Raw genomic sequence first — 20,443 nt, 5'->3', positions numbered from 1 at the left:
CGCAGAACAGAAAAAACTCATGCTTCAATTCCAAGGTATAAGAAGTCCGGACTTCTAATACCTTTCCATAGGCGCATTCGTTCTTTCTGTTCTGTGTAATTTGCCTGACATTCTATGGATGCAGGGTTTTTTGAGGTTTGAAAATCTTAACTTACAACTTTAATAGTTTAATTGTTTAATTGCAAATATCGGGTGAAAAGGATGCTATAGAGAGGTTTTCATAAGAGGATTAAGGAGAAAAATATGCCTGAGAATGTAAGGAATAATCTAAGAGAGAAGTATATCTATAAGTCTGTTAGTGTACCCGGTGGTGGATTTGTTACCGGTTTTGTATTCCATCCTGTGGTACCTGACATTTTATATTGCAGGACGGATATAGGCGGAATATACAGATATGATTTTAAGAAGGACTGCTGGATCTCCTTAATAGATTCTGCAACGGACACAGAAGTCTGGAAGACTTACCCCCTGTCAATTGCACTTGACCGAAATAATCCGGGGTATCTGTACGCAATGGTAGGGCTATATCCAACACATAAAATAGCTTTTTCCAGGGATTATGGAAAGCATTTTGAATATCTTGAGGTGCCTGTTGATGAAATGGGCAATTCCGTAGCCATACATGGGAACGCACCCGGGCGTTCTACCGGAGAAAGACTTGTGGTAGATCCAAAAGATTCTAATATTCTCTATATGGGAACCATGAAAAATGGGTTGTGGAAGACGAAGGACCGTTGTAAAACATGGGAGAAGCTTGATATAACCTATCCCGGCAGAACACCGGAAAAGAATATTTCTTTTGTTGAAATTGCTCCTATTAACGGTGAAGGTGGGCCGTCAAAAAGAATTATCGTAGCTACCAGCGGGGAAGGTGGCTCTCCCGGTAATAATGTCAGGGGGCAAAGTGTCTATATCAGTAACGATGGCGGGGAGACCTTTAATCCGCTGCATAATGAACCGGCCCCTGTTACAGAAGGCCCGTCTGATTACCCGGGTTATGTAGGGCAAAGGGCTGCATTTATTGATAAGTATCTTTATATTACCTATACTGCCTATAATATCGGGTGGTCTAACTGGGACAGTTATGGCTGTGATACGGGAAAAGGGTATGACGGTGCACTTTATCGTTATGAATTAAACCCGGCAGGAGAAGTGGTTGAGGCATTGGATATAACCCCTGCTAATATTATTGACCCCTCCTTTCAGGAGAAAGAGTCTACCGGAAGAAGAGTCGGGTATGGAATGGGAGGAATCTGTGCAGATAGCAGTAATCCCGGTACCTTGATCTGTTCTACCATTCTGGCATCACCGGATACCATTTACCGTTCCACGGATTATGGGCTGACCTGGACCCCGGTTCTTTCCGGACTTGAAATAGGGAAGATTGATTTTAATGTGTCTTATCAAAAACCAGAATATAACGGAAATGAATCGCTTATACATTGGATGGCGGATGTTAAAATAAATCCATTTGACAGTAATATGGCAGTCTTTAATACTGGTGCAGGTGTTTTTATGACCAAAGATTTAAAGAATGCAGAGGAAGAGAAGAGTGTCAACTGGTCCTGCTGTGATGCAGGTATGGAAGAAACAGTTCATCTGAATATCTATTCACCGCCGTCAGGGGAGGTTAAGCTAATTGATATTATTGGGGATTATGGTGGTTTTGTATTTACAGATCTTGATAAACCAGCCAGAAATACCTTTGAAGATTACAAGAAGGACAGATGGATTACTGCTATGAATGCGGATTATCCGGATAGTAATCCCAATCTTTTAGTAGTAACACCCAGAGGCAACTGGAAAGGTAAAACCAAAGGAGGTCTGATTGTATCCTTCAACCAGGGAAATACCTGGGAGCAATTAGCAGACCCTGTTGGGTTAAATGAGGAGCTGGATCAGCAGCTTCTTGCCCTGAAGAATCCCAATGTAACTTCCGGCTGGACAGCGGTATCTGCAGATGGTGCTACAATCCTTTGGACTATTGGAATTCCAATTTATGCATCGAGAATTGTTTATACCAGAGACTTTGGAAAACACTGGGCTAAAGCTGAAATATACAATCTGGAAGGCGAGGGTACTAATCTCGATAAACTTCCCTTTAAAGTTATGGCTGATCGTGTAAATCCTGATATTTTCTACGGCTTTAGTGAAGTAAAGGCTGGCAGAGGTTTTTATGTAAGTACGGATGGCGGTGCCACATTTCATCAGAAGGAAGTACCCACAGGTTTTCCGGAAGTTAATTTAGCCGGTATTGACAGCAGACAGGATTATGAAATCAGAGTTGAACCAGGGAAGGAAGGAATCATATGGCTTTCAATGAACCAGGAGGGTCTATGGAAGCTTATCTATAACCCTGAAACAAATCAGTTTCAAGGTAAAAGAGTGTCTAAAGACGGTGATTATATTAAGCGCATAGGTATTGGCAAAGCAGCACCGGGAAGTGATGTAAACACATTATATACAAGCGGAACCATCAATAAGGAGTATGGCTTTTATAAATCTCACGATGAAGGTGTATCCTGGATACGTATTAACGACGATGAGCATCAGTTTGGTGATATCAGATCCATATCCGGTGATCCGAGGGTATACGGAAGGATCTATGTTGCTACCGGAACCAGAGGTTTGGTATATGGTGATATAATAGAAAAATAACAAATCAATAAAAGAGAAATACAAGTTAATAAATTTCACTTGAGTCTTTCATAAAGCAACGTATATTTTACTTTGCTTTATGAAAGGCTTTTTATCATGATGTAATAGATTGGCCAGTGTAGAAGACATGTGTTATAATGAATCAAAATATAGACAACCTATTGGTTAAATTCGCAAAATACAGATGAGTATGAAGTATTTCGTAAAACAGTTGACAAAAAAACAACTGAAGAAGTGCTTAGGCTTAGGATATATCGGTTATTGAAGTGGCTAATTCCATTTGAACTGTTTTAGAGGAGCAGATTGACTGCCAAGAGAAAATCTGATTTGGGAAACTGCTAAAGTTTTAGGATATGCCCCTTCTGGTAATATTGTAGCATACATAAATAATGGGATAGAGTATAGTATCTCAATGGTAAAAGAAAATGAAAAGTATTATATGACTTCAATATAAGTGAAATTAAGGTGTTGAGCAAGCTATACAACAAGTGAGATGTAAGAAGGACAGTTAAGGTATAAAACAAGTTGTTAGTCAGACCACAGTAATTAAGAAGGAGAATATATGAAATTAAAGAATGTACATCATATAGCTATTATTTGTAGTGATTACGCTAAATCCAAGACTTTTTATACAGAAGTATTAGGGCTTCAGATTATAAGGGAAGTATACCGGGAAGAAAGAGATTCCTATAAACTTGATCTTTCACTTAACGGGACCTACCTTATTGAACTGTTCTCTTTTCCGAATCCGCCCCAAAGGCCCAGTTATCCAGAAGCTGCGGGGTTAAGGCATCTTGCTTTTGCAGTTGATGATATTGAACTGGCAGTCAGAAAGCTAAATGACAGGGGTGTCCAGGTAGAACCGGTAAGAATTGATACGATAACCGGTAAGAAATGTACTTTCTTTCAAGATCCTGACGGATTACCTTTAGAATTATATGAGAGTTAAACCGCACATGCTTTACCTTTCAAAATACGAGGGGATAAATAGGATGGCTTAATAGAGAGAAGAAAGGTATCAGGGAGCTGATTTTAAATGTTTAAAACATATGTATAAAATTTCTTTACTTGGCAGATACTTAAAAAAAGGTGAATAAAAGTCCATCGGATCATATTAAATGAGAGGAAAATGAAAAGATGTTAATGAGTAATCAAGTTAAGAAAAAAAATATTTTCAGCCGTTCTATAAGTTATGTATTAATGAGTACCATGCTGGTATTTCTGCTAACCGGATGTATGAAAACAAATTCAGGTCAATCTGAGACCGGTGGCGGAGATGAAACAGACGGAACCTCTTCCGCATCAATTGTTGATACCACAGAGGGCTTTGAAAAGGCCATTAGTGCAGATGGTACCTGGATCATATGTCCTACAAAAGATCTTACATTTGACAAGGATCTTGTTATAGACGGTGAATTTACCAATGGTAAGAAAGATGACAGCGGTAAAGATATTGTTCAACGTAAAGTAGCTTTGTACTCACAGGACGCAGATAGAAATATTACTGCTAGATATACGCTTACGGTACCAAAACTCACAATTAAGAGTCCAAATGCAAGCTTACAGCATGGAAAATTTGTAGGTGATGTAATCGTAGATGCTCAGAATTTTCAGCTTGTAGACAATGAAGTACAGGGGAATATCTATTTTACCAGCCAGGAAGCAAAGGATTCCTTTACCATGGACGCAACAAGTAAGGTTTCCGGAGTTCAAGAGCTTCAGAAGTAATTATTTATGGTATTTAAATAATACCCGTTAATCATCCTTAATTCAATAAAATCATCCTCATAAAAATTCAATAAATCTTCCTCAATAAAGGGACTGCTGCACAATAAATGAAAATCGGCAAGAGCCAAAAGGCTTCTGACCGCAACATTGTTTAAAATGCAGCAGCCCCTTTAAATCGTATATCAATCAGCTTTGCTTTTGATAATAAAACCTGATAAAATTGTTAATTATAAAAGGTGGAGGTGGAACAATGCAATTTTCTTTAGAAGCAATACAGAATGCTCAGATGAAATACACCGGACCGGATTTTCCCAAACTGATCAGGGAGTTTAAAGACCCGGTAAAAACAGAAGATAGGAGGGTAAAAAATGTCTAAAATTTTTCCTGAACCAATTTTAAATCTCCCCAAGGCAGATATTCCAATCAAAGGCTTGGAAGCATACCTGTCACAGGCAGCGGATCATCAGATAATATTTATGGAATTCTCTGAAGATGTTGAACTGTCAGAGCATTCCCATGAAAGTCAATGGGGCATCGTTCTGGAGGGGAAAATAGAGTTAACAATTGATGGAGTAAAAAATACATATACAAAGGGTGATAGATATTTTATCCCAAAAGATAGGAAACATTCCGGAAAAATCTATGCAGGATATGCGGATATGACATATTTTGATCAAAAGGACAGATACGGAACAAAAGCCTAATAGAAATTCCTTATTCTGCTGCCAAGAGCATTACCTATTACCGTATTAGCCATTCTATCAGGTCTTATAATAGGTGGTTACGACGATGGATTTCATGAATTTTTTAAGGTACTGCCAATGGTGGATTTGATCCAGGTAAATTCTATTACCAAGGTTCTTGCCCTGATAATGGGAGAAGGACTGTGCTTCAGCTATATTTATAATAAATTAAGCGAGTCAACAAAATAAGTAAAAAAGGACATAAAGAAGGAAGTGCTCTTTCCTATAACGGACGGTTTAACGATTAAAAACTGTCCGCCATAGTAAGGAGTTTTTTTAATTCTAAGATCTTTTATTCTACCGGCAATAGAAATTATCTTCTGATTGCTCTTGTTTTTGGAGATAAAAGTAAGAAAAATACGGTATCTTACACCGGGTTTTTCGATATTAAACAGAAAACAGATTGTCTAATTCCATAATTTATTATTTATACCAAAATTTTTATTTTTATAGTTGACTTTTATAATTTCCTATGCTACTATACAAAACATAAATTCAATACATATAATTCATATAAGACTAGTATGAATTAAAAGATGAACATTTCAACAATTTACACAGCGAGGTAAAAAGCATCATATCAAGGGAGGACATTTATGAAATCAATCTTAAAAAAAGCAACTGCGGGCATTATAACATTTGCACTTGCATTTACAGTTTTGCTTAGTACGGTGGCAGCTGCAAAAACAGCAGCCCCTGAGCCATATTCCTGGAGTAAGGTTAATGGAGGAACCACCGGAGACTATATTGCTGATTCCTATGAAGGCATAGGAACAGGGCATGTATTTGAGTCAGTAACCCAGGAACGCTTACTTGATATCCTAAGCAGCAAAGGAAACTACTATATTGTTTTTGGCAGTCCTAAACTGACTACCAGTCAGGATATCCTAAGCAGTATTAATAAACAGGCTAAAAAAGATGGAATAACAAAGATTTATCACTTTGATCCCTTTATCGATGGTTACCAGCTTGATATAACTAAGAGCAATACTGTTTTTAAGACAGCTAATGGAACATCTGTGAATGAATTATGGACCAGAATAACAGCCTTACTTCCTGCGGAAGAACCCATAAAGAGCTACACCGTGGATGATACCTTACTGTTTTCTTATAACAGCGAGAGTACTGACAAAATTACAGCATATTTCAGTTTTAAAGACACGGATGAATATAACGGAAATGCCACTGCAGCAAGTATAGCCAAAGTTTTTAGAGACGGTAAAAGCAAAGGCACAGTAGTTCCTTCCAGTGTAAGAACAGACTTTGATTTCTTTCAAAGAGTATATAATGCTTCTGCAACTTATTTTAATTATAACAGCGGAGTTGCAGATCCCTTGGGAAACAGAACAGGAGCTGCAACAACAGAAATCTTTACAAATGCAGACAAAAGTGGATTTGCACTGCATCAGGTGAACTTCGCTGAACTGATCAATCTGTTAAATTCCCCTGGCGATCACATCATATTCTTTGGTGCTTCCTGGTGCCATAATACACAGGCTATCATCGGAAGTGTTGCAAGAAAAGCGAAAGAATACGGCTATGAGAAAGTTTATGTATATGATACCACACTGGGTAATCAGTTAACCTTTGGCACCGGAGATGAGATTAATAAAGTAACAGCTTCCTCAAGTGCTTTCAATTCCAGAAATAGTGTTAACACCACTACAGGAAACGGAAATATAAGCTACCTTTACGGTGAACTTGCAAAATATCTTGGAAACTTTACGACAGAGAACAATTCCAAGCAGAACAATAGTATCACTTACTATCCTAATGGTGATTTAAACGGAGCGCTTACTTCAACAACACCTTGGAGTGAAGGAACTGATAAAAATGCCATTCGTCTTCAGTTACCATTCTTAATCAGCTATAACAAGGATAAAGCAGAACCTGTAACAAAACAGTGGCTTCATAAGAATGCTGCAAATGATGGAACTTATACTGAGTATATGCTGGAACTTGCATGGGTTTTAAAAACTTCTAATGCATTAACTGCAGAAGGCAGCATTGATGGACTTAGCAAGGTGGATTTCGCCAGTGAAGCTGTGGCAGCTCTTGATAATGTATTAAAACCTGATAAATATGGTATATCCCTTTCAAAATCCGGTAAATACACTTTCACAGCCGCGAAGGTTGGCTACAAAAATCAAAAAGCTTATACTGTAGCAGTGAAAAATATCGGAGGACCTACAGGAAAGCTTAAGGTATCCTTATCAGGAAACGGAAGTAAATATTTCAAGCTTTCAAAGACCTCAATTAGCAGCCTGACCTTAAATGAAAGTGATTCCTTTACCGTTAAGCCCGTTACCGGACTTAAGGCTGGAACTTATAAGGCAACTGTAACAGTTACCGGCAGCAATAATATTTCCTCCTCCTTCACTGTTAATTTTACAGTAAAGAAATAATCTGTCCACACAGATATAGCCCAGGCAAAGAAGAATAAATAAAACTGGTCGTAAAGAAATATCAGGAGGTGCCTCAAAGCATATCCTGATATTTCATTAATGTAAGACATGTAATTTAGGCTTACACAGACGGGAAAGGAACTAATTGAAATGAATATAGACTGGTTATCAGCAGCAGCGCTAGCGGTTGTATTTGTACTTTTTATAATAATCTATAAGCTGCAGAAAAAGAAAGTAAATTTCACTGCAATTATTTTAGGCTCTTTAGCGGCAGGAATCATAATAGGAATAATTTTTTCCGGTCATACCTCCTGGGTAATGCCCATTGGTAAGATTTATGTCAGTACGCTGACTGCCATTGTAAGTCCATTAATTATAATATCAATCCTCAGCAGTATTACCTCCCTGGGGTCTACTGCCCAGCTAAAAGGCATAGGTTTGCGTTCCATTGTATGGCTGCTCACCACTACGTTACTTGCCATATTACTGTCACTTGGACTGGGATTGACCTTTGGTATCGGAAGAAATTCCTATCTTTCCCTGGAAGGAATCGATGCACAGAATTTTGAAGGTAAGGTTGTTCCTTTTACCCAGGTGCTTATAGGCTTCTTCCCCCGTAATGTTGTCAGTGACATTGCCGAAGAAAATACGATTCCCATGATCTTATTTGCTGTACTGATTGCAGTTTCCTATGTATTAGTAGCGAATAAAAACCGTGAAAAGGTAGCGATTTTTAAAAGCTTTGTTGAAGCTGTTAAAGAAATTATCTTTAAAGCAGTAGATTTTATTATCAGCCTGACACCTTATGCAGTATTAGCGTTAATCGCCACAGCGACCGGAAATGGCGTCAGCAGATCAGGAATTATGTGGTCTCTGTTGGTACTCCTTATTGTATCCTTCATTGCTTTCGCTTTGGATACCTGGGTTATAAATGCGGTGTTATTAAAAGCCTTTGCAAAACTCAGCCCTCTAAAGTTCTTCCGCAAGGTATTGCCGGCTCAGGTGGTTGGATTTTCCACCCAGTCCAGTGCAGGAACCCTACCTATATCAACGGGAATATTAGTGAAGAAAATTGGTATAGATCCTAAGGTCGCGAATTTTACCGCACCTCTTGGTACTACCATAGGAATGCCAGGATGTGCTGGAATATGGCCGGTTCTTGTTGCCATCTATGGTATTAACGGACTTGGAATCAATTATGAGGTAAAGGATTATATTCTTTTAGCAGTTGTGAGCTTGTTCGTATCTCTTGGAACAGCAGGAGTGCCTGGAACAGCTACGATTACAACAGCAAGTGTTCTGACTGCTTTAGGGCTGCCATTGGAGCTTATCGTGCTTAGTATTCCTATTTCAGCAATAGCTGATACAGGGCGAACTGCTACCAATATCACTGGTGCAATGGTGGCTTCTGCTATTGTAGGTAGACAGGAAAATGGTATTAACGACAACATCTTTAACGATATTGAGGCTTATGAAGCAGAGGAGTTAAAGGGCAAGGAACAGGAAGCTGCCATAAGTGATTCAGAGCCTGATAATGGTATACCCATCGGCGCAGGATGCCGGTTATAGATAGCGGCAGCAGGAAAGGAGAGTATGATCCTATGAAAGATATTCGCAGTGAGTACGTTGGCAGACGTATGGTGAAGAAGATAACGAAGTTAATTTTTTCAGGTGCATTGGTTTTTGCATTAGTGCTTGTAGTCCCGGGAAATTATCATGTTGCTTACGCAGCTCCCTTAGAGGACTGTGACTTGGATGGTTTTGATGATGCCACAGGAGTACCTGTTCCCTGGCCCGGTTATGACGAAACAAAAGGAGATACACCGGATGGGCCTGCGGGAAGCAAAAATCCTACTACAACTCCCAGCGCCAATAGTTCTTCCGGCAATACCGGGGCTACTGAAACCTCCGGAAATAACGGAGGCGGAGCATCTGGAAATACCGGAAGTACCGGCACGGATAAAACAGACAGTGCAAAATCAGAGGAGACAAAGACCGGTAGTTCAAAAGATAATGCTTCTGGTAAGAACAATGACTCGAAATCTTCAAATACCACAACCGGCAGCACAGATAAAACTACCAGCCAGACCAGCAGCAAAACGGGAAGTACTGCTAAAAACAGCAGTAAATCAGGGACAGATAAAGCCGACAGTACAACATCAGAAAGTACTTCTAAAAGCAGTCCTACCTCAGGTAATAGTACCTCAGGCAGTTCTGGCTCAGGTAATACCTCCTCAAACAGTGCTTCTTCAAACACAGATAAAACAGTTAAGGACAATAAAGCTGAAACAGATAATACAAGCAACACAGCACAGAATGAAAGTAACACAGAGGCTGAAACTACAGCTTCAGGTGATACAGAAAGTATAGGAACAGATGAAACTGACAGGTCTGAATCAGAGGCTGAAACCAGTCAGTCTAAAGCGGATGTTCCAGAAACTGAACAACAACCTGTGGTAGCTGATAATGAAACAACAGAAGCATCCGAAATATCAGATGATGTACTTGCAGCCGCTGTAAATACAAAAGGTTCTCTGGAAATAAAAGAGGCCTCAGGAAGTATTTTACATGCGGGAAGTTCAGTTATTGTCTCCGGTACCGGATTTGCCGGTAATGTACAGAATCTGGAGCTTGTTATTCAATCAGAACCCAGACAGCTTGGATTTGTTGAGTCTTCAGCAGAGGGATCCTTTGAAGCACAGCTCGCTATTCCGGAAGATCTGTCAGCAGGTGTACATCATATAGTTGTTCTCTATGAGGGAAATGAGATCACCCGCCAGGAAATCGAAGTTGGTCCCAAAGCAGCAGATAGTTTTCTGCAGGCACTTTCCGTAGGCTTTACAACAGAAAATCATGGACTTGTACCAGGTCTGTTAATTCTGTTAGGGCTTATTGTTGCAGGAACCGGGGTTTTAGGCTATAGTGTTCTTTTTCATTCAAATAAGAGAAAGGTTAACTCTTAAGCTGACGCTAAAAGTTAAAATAACTAAAATTACTCTGGCGTAATTCTATTCAATAGGGTACACTGGTCTCATAAGTAAATAAATCAATTTGACAAATATAAATGAATAAGTTTATGCGATAAAGGAAGTAATAATGATTCATTCAGAATTGTATCAGAAAATTTATGAGATTGTAGCAGATATTCCGGAGGGAAAAGTCGTTACTTACGGGCAGATAGCCTGGATGGCCGGACGGCCCGGTGCACCACGGATTGTTGGTTATGCAATGAGGATGGTTCCCTTTGAGCTTAAGTTACCCTGCCACAGAGTTGTTAACAAAGCAGGTAAAATGGCGCCTGATCACGTCTTTGGAGGAGAGCAGCTCCAACGCACCATACTCGAACAGGAGGGAGTTACCTTTCTGAGTAACGGATGCATTGACATGAAGAAATGTCAATGGATGATGTATGATCCGGACGAAGATGTAGGCAATCCAATATAAGAGGCTTTGTTGAAATTTGTAGATAGAATGAAATCAAATAGGCTTTGAAAATATGCAAAAAGATTCAGAAAATACAAAGAGGCTCTGAAAAATGCAAAAAGATTCAGAAAATTCAAAAAAGCTCTGAAAAATGCAAAAAGATTCAGAAAATACAAAAAGGCTCTGAAAAATGTAAAAAGATTCTGAAAGTGCAAAAGAGCTCTGAAAAATGTAAAAAAATTATGAAAATGCAAAAAGGCCCTGAAAATACAACAAGGCTCTGCATATTTAATAGGAAACTGAAATTTAGTAAAACTTTTAAAGGTTTATAAGACTTTAAAAGTTCATATGGCTCAAAATTATTAGGAGTTGATTCAAACAAATACCTTTGTTTTGAATCAACTCCTATTTTTAAGATAAGATAAAATATCTAAAGGTCATTTGATTCTATTTATGCCTGAGGGACATGGATTTTTCTGCTGCAGTATTTATTTGTAAAAAACTTTTTATATGACATACTATCGTCATATTATCCCTGCTATACTGTTTAAAGATATGAATTAAAAGGAGGAAAATAACATGCTGATTAATGTAAAAGAATATTTGCTTGATACCTTACCGGAAGAGTATCACAAAATGCTTCAGCTTCCCGATGTTCAGATTGATTCGGACAAAATAGAATGTATTATGATCAATGAGGTTCCTCCTATAAATCCTGAGGATGGTTTTTATGGTAATAGTACAGATCCGGATTATATGAGAACGACACGTGAGCTGTTTTGGGCTGCCGGAATACCAGTGAATAGCATTTCAGAAATTCTTGATTTGGGAATCTACATTACAACAGCTGTTAAAATACCAAAACAACAATATACAGTTCCAAGGGAATTAATAAGTCAGCATTTACCCTTGCTGGAGAAAGAAATAGAGCTCTTTCCCAATATAAAAGTTATTATGCTAATGGGTGATGTGGCTAAAACTGCCTTTAATGAAATTGCAAAGAGAAAGACAAACAAAAGGGTTATCCCCTCGGGCTCAACTTATAAGATAAGAGGACTGCAATATTACTATGGACAAGTAAGGGTATTTCCATCTTATATAATGACCGGTGGCAATATACTCATTGAAAAGTCAAAACGTAACATGATCTCTGAGGATATCAAGGAAATGATGAAAATCCTGCATTGAGCTTATAAAATGACTGTGACAGAAGCCGGCATATTACGTAAAGATACGTGACTCGCTGCCAGCAGTCCATCTCTGCCAAGGGAGGCATAGTCAATTAAGTAGTTTATATTAGAAAAAGCTTCTTCGGTTCGAAGAAGCTTTTTAGCATAGTACAAATTCACTCCTCTTTTGTTTTCTTAGGTATTCTTTCTATAAATCAAAAATAATCTGCAGCTACCCCAAAAAAATTAAAATACTTGTCGAATAAAGTAATAGTAGGGATAAATACAACTCAGTTTAAATCTGTTAATGGCAGCCTTAATAGAATATCATAGCTGCCTGACATAAAGTGGTATGAAAATGGTAAGTATATTCCGTCATAAAGCAGAAAAAACTGATTAAATAAAGTAGTTTTAAGTTGTATAAAGGGAGGGATAATCCTGAGTGAATTAAATAACCTTGCAATTGAAGCATCTCAAAATGAAAACATATTAAATTCTTTTATTAAACAACATGAAAGCTTTATTTTAAATACAGCCTCTAAATACACAGGTCATTACATTACAAAAAGCGATGATGAATGGTCAATTGCATTAACAGCATTTGTGCAGGCAGTGAAAGAGTACAACCTGGATAAAGGGAGTTTTTTAAGTTTTGCCAAATTAGTAATTCAAAGAAGATTAATTGATTATACAAGACAACAGAACAAATACAAGTCTGAGATAATTGTAAGTCCGGTTATTTTTTATATGAATTCCGAGGAGGAAGAGGACAAGACCTATCAAAACGCAGTAACAAAAAAATCCATGGAGGCTGTCAGGCAGGAAAGTCTGGGGTTGGAAATTACAGGGGTTAATGAAAATTTAAAGGAATATGGTTTTACTTTTTATGATCTGACAAAAAGTTCCCCCAAAGCAGAAAAAACCCGACTTGCCTGTGGGAAAGTCATTAATTTTTGTATGGAAAATCCCATGATCCTTCAGGAATTAAATAAAACAAAATTATTACCTGTAAAATTACTTGAGAAAAATTCAAAGGTACCCCGAAAAATTATTGAACGCCACCGAAAATATATAATAGCAGCCATAGTGATATTATCCGGAGAATATCATGAACTTGCAGAATATTTGCGTTACATCAGAGAGGAGAAGAAACAATGAAATCAGTAGTAGTTGAAATAAAAGGTAAATTTGCAGCAGTTCTGTCTGATGATGGCAGCGTTTTGAGAATCAGGAACAAAGAATACACAGTGGGCCAGGAGATTCAGCTTGATGCAGTTTACCAGCATAAAATAAGCAGATTATCTGGCTTACTGCTAAAAGAAAGAAAAGAGGAGAAACTAATGAATAAACTACATATATCAAGAAAGCTGGCATTTTGCGCAGCCTGTGTTGCATTTTTGCTTTTAGGTACGGGTACAGGGATATGGGCATATGCCTCTCCATATTCCTATGTCAGCCTTGACGTGAATCCATCTATTGAGTACACACTGAACCGCTTTGACAAGGTAATAAATGTAAAGGCAGTAAATGATGACGGACAAACAATATTAGATGAGATTAACATTGAAGGTCTAAAGTATAAGTCTATTGAAAATGCCATACTTGCAACTGTAGAACAGATTTCTAAAGAAGGATATTTCACAGGAGGAAATGTAGAGACGGTTACAGGCTCTGCAATCGAAATAAAAGACAATGATGGCATAGTAGATAACAATAAAACGGAAGATAACAGTGACATAGAAGATAATAATAATGGCAAAGAAGATAATAATGTCATAGAAAATAATAATATCACAGAAAATAATACTGACACAGAAGTAAAAACAGTTACTGGTTCTGCAATCTCTGTAAAAGGCGGGATTGTAATTACAGTATCAAGCGGTAATGCAAAATTATCCGATGAACTGGTTAAGGAAATAAAAGAAACAGTGAAAGCTTTTGTAAAGGAAAATGTAGAAGTAGAAGTTTCAAGTGTGGGACTCCAGCGTGTTAAGGAAGCAAGAGAGCTGGGAGTAACCCCTGGTAAACTGAATCTGGTTGAAAAGCTGAAGGAAAGTGCAGCGGATCCAGGTAGTATTGTAATTGAAGAATGGTTAAAGAAACCTGTTAAGGACATAATGAAAGAAATCAAGAAGTATAAAAAAGCAGAAGCTTCAGATACAACTACACAAAATGAATCAACCAATGAATCAACAGATGGCGCAACTGGCCAATCCGTTATCTCTGAGAACAATGAAAGTACAGGAACTGTAAATGCAACAAAGACGAAAGAACCGGATAAAGCTAAGAAGGATAAAGAAGATAAAGTAAAAGAAAAGGCTGATAAAGCAGATAAGAAGAACAATAAAGCAGCAGAGAAAAAAGAAGCAGCTAAAACCCAGAAAGCAGATAAAACTCAGAAAGAAGATAAAACTCAGAAAGAAAAAATCAATACAAATAACCAGAACAAGACAGGAAAAGAAGATTCAGAAGCCAAAGAGCAAAAGCAAGAAAAACAAGGCCAAGAAAAACAGGACCAAGAAAAGCAAGACCAAAGTAAGAGTGAGAAAACTAAAACAAATAACGGAAATAAAGAGAATAACCAATTGAAGAATTCTAATTCGGTAAATGATTCTCAAAGCAACAATTCTTCATATTCAAATACTGAGAAGGATGATAAGGCAAAGAATAATAAAAATAATAAATAGTTTTAAAGAACAGTTTATTATAGAAGAACCTATCTTGCTTCATGTAACACAGTTCAAATTGTAAAGGCTTTTATAGCAAAAGAGGGACACAAGTCAGCATTTTGTAAGACTTTTGGTCTCTCTTTTGCTGTATTAAATACAGAGAATATTTATTTTCGTGTTTGTAACAATAACTAGAGCTTGGTAAATAAGTTAAATAATACAAGTAAGTGTAAAAGTATTGACAGCAAGCATCGAATTAATGTTTAATAAGGAGTAAACCTATCATGAAAGATGCTCTATCGGTAGGTACAATATCGGGGAAATTAACATCAATTTAAGGGGTTTAAAATTTGTCAGCAAGAAGTATTTTAGAAAGGACGGTTGCAAAATTTTGAACCTAAACAGTATAAATAATGAAAAACTGTTGGAAATTATTAGTGTACAGACTGAAGTAGCCCAGCAAGGAATGGATCTGGGGTGTATAATGGATTTAGTAACACAGAGAACACAGCAGATTACATATGCTGACGGTGCTTCCGTAGAATTAATTGAGGATAAGGAACTCGTCTATAGCGCAGCCTCCGGAATGGCTGAGAAATTCCTGGGCTTGCGTTTGAAAATAGATAATAGCCTTTCGGGAGAATGCATTAGGGCAAGAATTCCTTTAATTAGCAACGACATAGAGTTGGATAACAGGGTTAATAAAATTGCATGCAGGCAGATTGGTCTGAATTCAATGATTGTAGTGCCTCTAATCTGCAGAGGTGAAGTCGTTGGTATAATAAAGGTGCTTTCAGCAAAAGCAGGGCATTTCAAGGAGGAAGATATTAAGATATTGGAGCTTATGTCAGGACTTATTGCTGCTGAGATGTTTAGTGCAATGAGAAATGAAGAAAGTGAGTTGTTATTTAAGGCAACACATGACAGTCTGACAGGAATATCAAATAGAGCCCTGTTCTATGACCGCTTACGCCAGAAATTAACAAAGGCAACAAACAACCACGAGAATTTTGGAATTATAACTCTTGATATGGATGGATTAAAAGAAATCAATGATAAGCTCGGACATCGGGCTGGTGATGCGGCTATCAGAGAAACGGCTGCTCGAATCAACACTTCATTACGGGAAATGGACTTGGTATCCAGGCTTGGTGGAGACGAATTTGGAATTATTGCTTCTAATGTATCGGATAAAAATGATATTGTAGAGATGATTCATCAAATTGATTGTGAAATTACAAAACCCTTCGAATTTGAAGGCCAGAATATAAATCTAAGAGCCAGTATCGGATATGCTCTTTTTAGTGAAGATGGCATAGAACTTGAGGTCTTAATTGAAAAGGCTGATAAATCCATGTACGAAGTGAAAAGAGAGCACAAGGGACCAACAAATGTGCGATAAAATAGTAGAATAGATGGAATTTAGACGTAGGTGAGTAACTTACGTCTTTTTTTATTTTTATGCTAAACTCATATTTCATGCTAAGTTTATATTTCATGCTAAGCCCATATTTCATGCTAAGTTCATATTTCATGCTATATTCATATTTCATGTTAAGCCCATATTTTATGCTAAACTCATATCTTTATGCTAGCCTATTTTTTCATACTAATTTAATTAATAATCTCTATTAAATAATTATTTTGACGATTCCAGGATAGAAATCTAGGTGAAAATATTTAAAAAGGAATAAACTGATTAACATAGTTTATTACATATAAAGGACATTGATTTATTATTGAAAGAATAAAATTGGAAATTATGACTTGACATATATAGATTATCTATATATTATATGTATAGATAATCTATATATAAGGAGGTCAATAATGGCGATTGATAAAAGTTTGCTCTCAGGAAGTACAACCATGCTAATATTAAAACTTTTGGAAAAGAAAGATATGTATGGTTATCAGATGATAGAAGAATTGCATCAGCAATCCAATAAAACCTTTGAGTTGAAAGCAGGTACCCTATATCCCATATTGCATGGATTGGAGCGTGAAGGAATGGTGGAGGCCTATGATGACAGTGCCGATAGCTTAAGGGTTAGAAAATACTATCATATAACTAAAAAGGGGAAGAAGCAGCTTGCTGCAAAAAAAGAGGAATGGAACTTATATACCAATGCGGTAAATAATATACTAAACGGAGGTATAAGCTTTGGAATCAATTGACAAAATAAAAGAATTCAAAGAGGAAGTCTGTAAGCAGATCAGGTGGAAGCGGGTTCATGAGCCAGTAGCCAGAGAATTGGAAGCTCATATGACGGATCAAATAGATAATTATCTGAGACAGGGGGATTCAGAAGAGACTGCGGTATATAAGACTATTCTGGATATGGGGGATCCTGTGGATGTAGGTACGCAGCTTGATCGTATACACAGGCCAAAGTCTCAAATAAGTATGATAATATTTACAATTTCCATGCTTCTGATAGGTTTAGTGATTCAGACCTTCTTAGTGCATGACAGTGCTTATCCTGTCAATCTTCCCAAGCAGATAGTGGCGGCTGTTCTTGGTATCGGTATTCTGTTTCTGGCTTATTACGGAGACTTTACCTTGTTAGGAAGGTATTCCAAAGTACTCTTGATTGCAACTGTAACCATATCAGTTGGTATGCTGATGGTAGCACCTGAAATAAATGGGAGACCGTATTTTTTCATTTCGACTTTATTCACATTCAGTCTTTCCTGCATTTCACTTGTACTGCCACTTACGTTAACTGGAATTATATTTGCAACAAGAAAGTATGGTTATATCGGGCTTTTCCTTCTAAATCTTGTAATACTGGGATTAACATTTCTTACATACAAAACTTCTTCCATAGGAAATGCAGCATTCTTCTTTGCTACTGCTATAATACTTACCTGTACTGCTATTTACAAAGGATGGTATCCAGTTAATAAAAAGGTGGGTTATATAATAGAAGTTTTAACAAGTATAGCAGCTGTTGTAGTAGTTTTTTTACAATACAGCTATTTTATTATCAACCATTTACAGATAGTAATGAATCCTGGAATGGATGCTTATGGAAAAGGATACTTTGGTGTAATGATAAGAGAATTGCTTCACAATGCCAGATTTGTTGGAAAAGGGGTAATTCCGGAAGTATACAGCCATTCCTCATTTCCGCTGCCATCGATTCATTCCGATTATCTGCTGACTTATCTTATAATTAATTGGGGGTGGCTATTTTTCTGTGTACTATTTGTTGTGTTTGCTGTCTTTCTTATAAGAGGTTTCCAGCTGACCTTCAAACAAAAAAGTTTGTTGGGATTTTTAGTTTCCCTTGCAGTAATGTTAACACTAACCTTTGAAACTTGTAACTACATTGCTTGGAATTTAGGCTTTATGTTAGTATCACCTATTACACTGCCGCTGATTTCTTATGGTAATGCAGCCTTATGTATTCATTTATTTCTGATTGGCATTATGCTGTCAGTATTTCGCAGTGATTTTATTGTATCGGATTACAGACTCCAAAACCCAAAAGGAAATCTTATCAAATGGGAAGACAGATGTCTTACTATAGATTTCAATAAATATAGAGCAGACTGAAGGGTTCATCATATTAATAAGCCATTCATAATCCTGTAAACATTATTAATATAAAATACCTTGCAGAAATTTAAGTTATCTGCAAGGTATTTTTTGTAAATTATGTTAAAATAGCATAGAGGTGATGACATTGGAATGGATAGATCAATTAAACAAAGCAATCGGATATATTGAAACACATTTAAAAGAAGAGGTTAATTATGAAGCAGCGGCAAAAATTTGCTGCTGTTCGCTTTCAAAATTTCAACAGCTATTTCAGCTCTCAACAGGTGTAACACTTTCAGAATATGTACGTTACAGACGTATGACAATTGCAGCACACGAACTAATTCATACAGATAGAAAGATCATAGATTTGGCGCTTTCATTGAATTATGATTCACCGGAGGCTTTTACAAGAGCTTATCAGAGTTTTCATGGAATACCCCCTTCCGTTACCAGAAAAACCGGCATGTATGAAGAATATGACCGTATTATCTTTCAAATTCAAATCTATGGAGGAAAATCTAAAATGGGATCTAAGAAGTTACTGAGAATTGAGACTGGAAATCATGATATTATCCCGGTATTTACCATCTTTGCAGCTACTCCATCAGGTTATCCTCTGAATTCGATATGTTCACCGTCTGGCCCTTGAAATAGCACCCTTTTCCAGCCTTTTTCCTCTGGGACTCTGGGACTGGGGAGATGAGGTTCAGATATAACGGGTATACCTGCCTCCACAAGTCTGTTATAATCTCCATCAAAATCATCGCTGATTAAGCAGAAGTGACATCCTGCGTTCACTTTGTTATTGGTCCAATGTTCAAGCTCTAATACGGTACTACCCAGCTTAAGATAGACAACTTTCTCAAGTGCAGGAACACCCGGTACATCATGTTCAAAGTATTGTTTGAAGCCAAAGTTTTCTTCATAAAATTCAATGGATTTCTTTCTGTCTTTTACAGATATCGCAACATGGTCAATATGTGTAAACATTATTCCTTCATCCTTTCCTTTGATTAAACTATAATTTGTATTGAAGAGATTAAAAAGTTAATATAAAACTAATTCGGCAAAGCTATTTTAATCTGTAAGACCACCCAATTGGAGGAAGTTGTATTCTGAAAACCATGAAGCTCGTCATGAGGAGAATAAATAATATCCTTTTCTTTCACTGACACAGGTTCATTATTTATGGTTATTGTACCGCTTCCGGAGATTACATAAAATACTTCGTCAATATCAGTATGTTTATGATCAGGTGTCGACTGACCGGGAGCATAAAGCAGGAGACCGGTATCCAGCTGACCTTCTTTGAAGATTCCTTTTCTGGCACTTTTATCCATTGCAAATTCTAAAATATCTTCTATATTAATTTTCTGCATATATATTACTCCTAACTAAAGTATTCTCAAATAGACAGCATTCATCAGGTTCAAATTACAAGCGCTTGTATTTACTAATGATTTACTGTAAAATTATCATAGTATAAATGTTTTCTTTTGACAAGAAGGCACTTTTTAGTTGATTACTGACCAAATGGTAAGTAATGATTATGAAAGGTAAGTAATAATTATTGATAGAAAGAGGTTTGCATATGCCCTGTAATAAATCCTGTCCCATTGAACACACTGTTAATCTAATCGGTCACAAATGGAAGGTATTAATCATAAGAAATCTGATGAATGACGGGACCCAAAGGTTCTCGGAGCTTAGCAAAGAAATCAATGGCATAAGCCAGAAGATGCTGACCCAACAGCTTAAGCAATTAGAGCAGGATGGAATTATAGATAGAAAAGTTTACCCGGAAGTTCCGCCAAAAGTGGAATATTCCCTGACAGAGTTAGGCAACTCATTAAAACCAATTTTGGATTCCATGAATTTATGGGGAGTTGAACATATGAAACAGCATGGAGGGGCATGACATCTCTATAGAAGAGTAAATTACCTGAAGGATAAAATCTAGGTATATAAGCCGTTATGGAGAGAGGTGAACTGAAGCTGCAAGCCATGAGCAGTACTCATAGCTTGCAGAAAATGCTATTAGATCTGGTTTTTACTTTAACTGTTTTCTGGTTAAGTATAAGTTGAAGTAATAACACAG

At 37.2% G+C, this 20,443-nt stretch carries 20 protein-coding genes; 17 read left to right on the top strand and 3 right to left on the bottom strand.

The annotated features are described in order from the left end of the window. Window positions 1–243 precede the first annotated feature (243 nt). The 10 genes from BR73_RS0121750 to BR73_RS0121705 all read left to right on the top strand — a co-directional run bounded on the left by BR73_RS0121750 (window position 244) and on the right by BR73_RS0121705 (window position 12,145). On the top strand, window positions 244–2,658 hold the full coding sequence (locus BR73_RS0121750; RefSeq protein ID WP_051685481.1) for a hypothetical protein: 2,415 nt from the start codon (window positions 244–246) through the stop codon (window positions 2,656–2,658). 562 nt (window positions 2,659–3,220) lie between these two features. Further along, on the top strand, window positions 3,221–3,607 hold the full coding sequence (locus tag BR73_RS0121745; protein WP_033167980.1) for a VOC family protein: 387 nt from the start codon (window positions 3,221–3,223) through the stop codon (window positions 3,605–3,607). 194 nt (window positions 3,608–3,801) lie between these two features. After that, on the top strand, window positions 3,802–4,386 hold the full coding sequence (locus BR73_RS0121740; protein WP_033168831.1) for a hypothetical protein: 585 nt from the start codon (window positions 3,802–3,804) through the stop codon (window positions 4,384–4,386). A 250-nt stretch (window positions 4,387–4,636) separates the two neighbouring features. Further along, the gene (locus BR73_RS29695) at window positions 4,637–4,762 is read left to right on the top strand and encodes a hypothetical protein (protein WP_278248546.1); all 126 of its coding nucleotides are present in this window, start codon (window positions 4,637–4,639) and stop codon (window positions 4,760–4,762) included. After that, a complete protein-coding gene (locus BR73_RS0121735) occupies window positions 4,755–5,090 on the top strand; it encodes a cupin domain-containing protein (RefSeq protein ID WP_033167979.1) in 336 nt (111 codons plus the stop codon). The genes BR73_RS29695 and BR73_RS0121735 overlap by 8 nt, the downstream gene beginning before the upstream one ends. A 635-nt stretch (window positions 5,091–5,725) precedes the next feature. Then, window positions 5,726–7,534, top strand: coding sequence for a hypothetical protein (locus tag BR73_RS0121730; protein WP_033167978.1), 1,809 nt, complete (start codon window positions 5,726–5,728; stop codon window positions 7,532–7,534). Between the two features lie 150 nt (window positions 7,535–7,684). Continuing rightward, complete coding sequence (locus tag BR73_RS0121725) at window positions 7,685–9,103, top strand: dicarboxylate/amino acid:cation symporter (RefSeq protein ID WP_051685479.1); 1,419 nt, start codon at window positions 7,685–7,687, stop codon at window positions 9,101–9,103. A 32-nt stretch (window positions 9,104–9,135) separates the two neighbouring features. Then, window positions 9,136–10,497 carry a hypothetical protein gene (locus tag BR73_RS0121720; RefSeq protein WP_156034883.1) on the top strand — a complete coding sequence of 454 codons (1,362 nt, stop codon included), beginning with the start codon at window positions 9,136–9,138 and terminating at the stop codon, window positions 10,495–10,497. A gap of 133 nt (window positions 10,498–10,630) precedes the next feature. Further along, window positions 10,631–10,978, top strand: coding sequence for an MGMT family protein (locus BR73_RS0121715; RefSeq protein WP_051685478.1), 348 nt, complete (start codon window positions 10,631–10,633; stop codon window positions 10,976–10,978). Window positions 10,979–11,536: 558 nt separating this feature from the next. Then, on the top strand, window positions 11,537–12,145 hold the full coding sequence (locus BR73_RS0121705) for a hypothetical protein (RefSeq protein WP_156034881.1): 609 nt from the start codon (window positions 11,537–11,539) through the stop codon (window positions 12,143–12,145). Window positions 12,146–12,147: 2 nt separating this feature from the next. On the opposite strand, the gene BR73_RS28880 is transcribed toward BR73_RS0121705, so the two are convergent. After that, window positions 12,148–12,300: a hypothetical protein gene (locus tag BR73_RS28880; protein WP_156034879.1), complete on the bottom strand. Its 153-nt coding sequence runs from the start codon at window positions 12,298–12,300 to the stop codon at window positions 12,148–12,150. 246 nt (window positions 12,301–12,546) lie between these two features. On the opposite strand from BR73_RS28880, the gene sigI reads away from it, so the two are divergent. The 6 genes from sigI (at window position 12,547) to BR73_RS0121675 (ending at window position 18,994) form a co-directional block, all read left to right on the top strand. After that, window positions 12,547–13,284: an RNA polymerase sigma-I factor gene (gene sigI, locus BR73_RS0121700; RefSeq protein WP_081848830.1), complete on the top strand. Its 738-nt coding sequence runs from the start codon at window positions 12,547–12,549 to the stop codon at window positions 13,282–13,284. Continuing rightward, window positions 13,281–14,813: an anti-sigma factor domain-containing protein gene (locus BR73_RS0121695; RefSeq protein ID WP_033167974.1), complete on the top strand. Its 1,533-nt coding sequence runs from the start codon at window positions 13,281–13,283 to the stop codon at window positions 14,811–14,813. Before sigI ends, BR73_RS0121695 begins: the two co-directional genes overlap by 4 nt. A gap of 373 nt (window positions 14,814–15,186) precedes the next feature. Beyond that, window positions 15,187–16,197, top strand: a complete 1,011-nt coding sequence (locus BR73_RS0121690) for a sensor domain-containing diguanylate cyclase (protein ID WP_033167973.1) — start codon at window positions 15,187–15,189, stop codon at window positions 16,195–16,197. 428 nt (window positions 16,198–16,625) lie between these two features. After that, window positions 16,626–16,973: a helix-turn-helix transcriptional regulator gene (locus tag BR73_RS0121685; RefSeq protein ID WP_033167972.1), complete on the top strand. Its 348-nt coding sequence runs from the start codon at window positions 16,626–16,628 to the stop codon at window positions 16,971–16,973. Next, complete coding sequence (locus BR73_RS0121680; protein WP_033167971.1) at window positions 16,960–18,357, top strand: FtsW/RodA/SpoVE family cell cycle protein; 1,398 nt, start codon at window positions 16,960–16,962, stop codon at window positions 18,355–18,357. The genes BR73_RS0121685 and BR73_RS0121680 overlap by 14 nt, the downstream gene beginning before the upstream one ends. 130 nt (window positions 18,358–18,487) lie before the next feature. Continuing rightward, entirely contained in the window at window positions 18,488–18,994 is a 507-nt protein-coding gene (locus BR73_RS0121675; protein ID WP_051685476.1) for an AraC family transcriptional regulator, read from the top strand. Here the strand turns inward: BR73_RS0121675 and BR73_RS0121670 are convergent. Further along, entirely contained in the window at window positions 18,955–19,335 is a 381-nt protein-coding gene (locus BR73_RS0121670; protein ID WP_033167970.1) for a VOC family protein, read from the bottom strand. The two genes, BR73_RS0121675 and BR73_RS0121670, sit on opposite strands and share 40 nt — an antisense overlap. Before the next feature lie 68 nt (window positions 19,336–19,403). Beyond that, window positions 19,404–19,724, bottom strand: coding sequence for a dimethylsulfonioproprionate lyase family protein (locus tag BR73_RS0121665; RefSeq protein WP_033167969.1), 321 nt, complete (start codon window positions 19,722–19,724; stop codon window positions 19,404–19,406). Between the two features lie 212 nt (window positions 19,725–19,936). Between BR73_RS0121665 and BR73_RS0121660 the strand changes: the two genes are divergently transcribed. After that, on the top strand, window positions 19,937–20,263 hold the full coding sequence (locus BR73_RS0121660; RefSeq protein ID WP_033167968.1) for a helix-turn-helix domain-containing protein: 327 nt from the start codon (window positions 19,937–19,939) through the stop codon (window positions 20,261–20,263). The last annotated feature ends 180 nt before the right edge of the window (window positions 20,264–20,443 follow it).

The organism is Clostridium sp. KNHs205 (assembly GCF_000702945.1).
Lineage (GTDB): Bacteria > Bacillota > Clostridia > Lachnospirales > Lachnospiraceae > Anaerocolumna.
The sequence above is the reverse complement of the archived record's forward strand: the minus strand, read 5'-3'. Positions and strand labels throughout refer to the sequence as shown.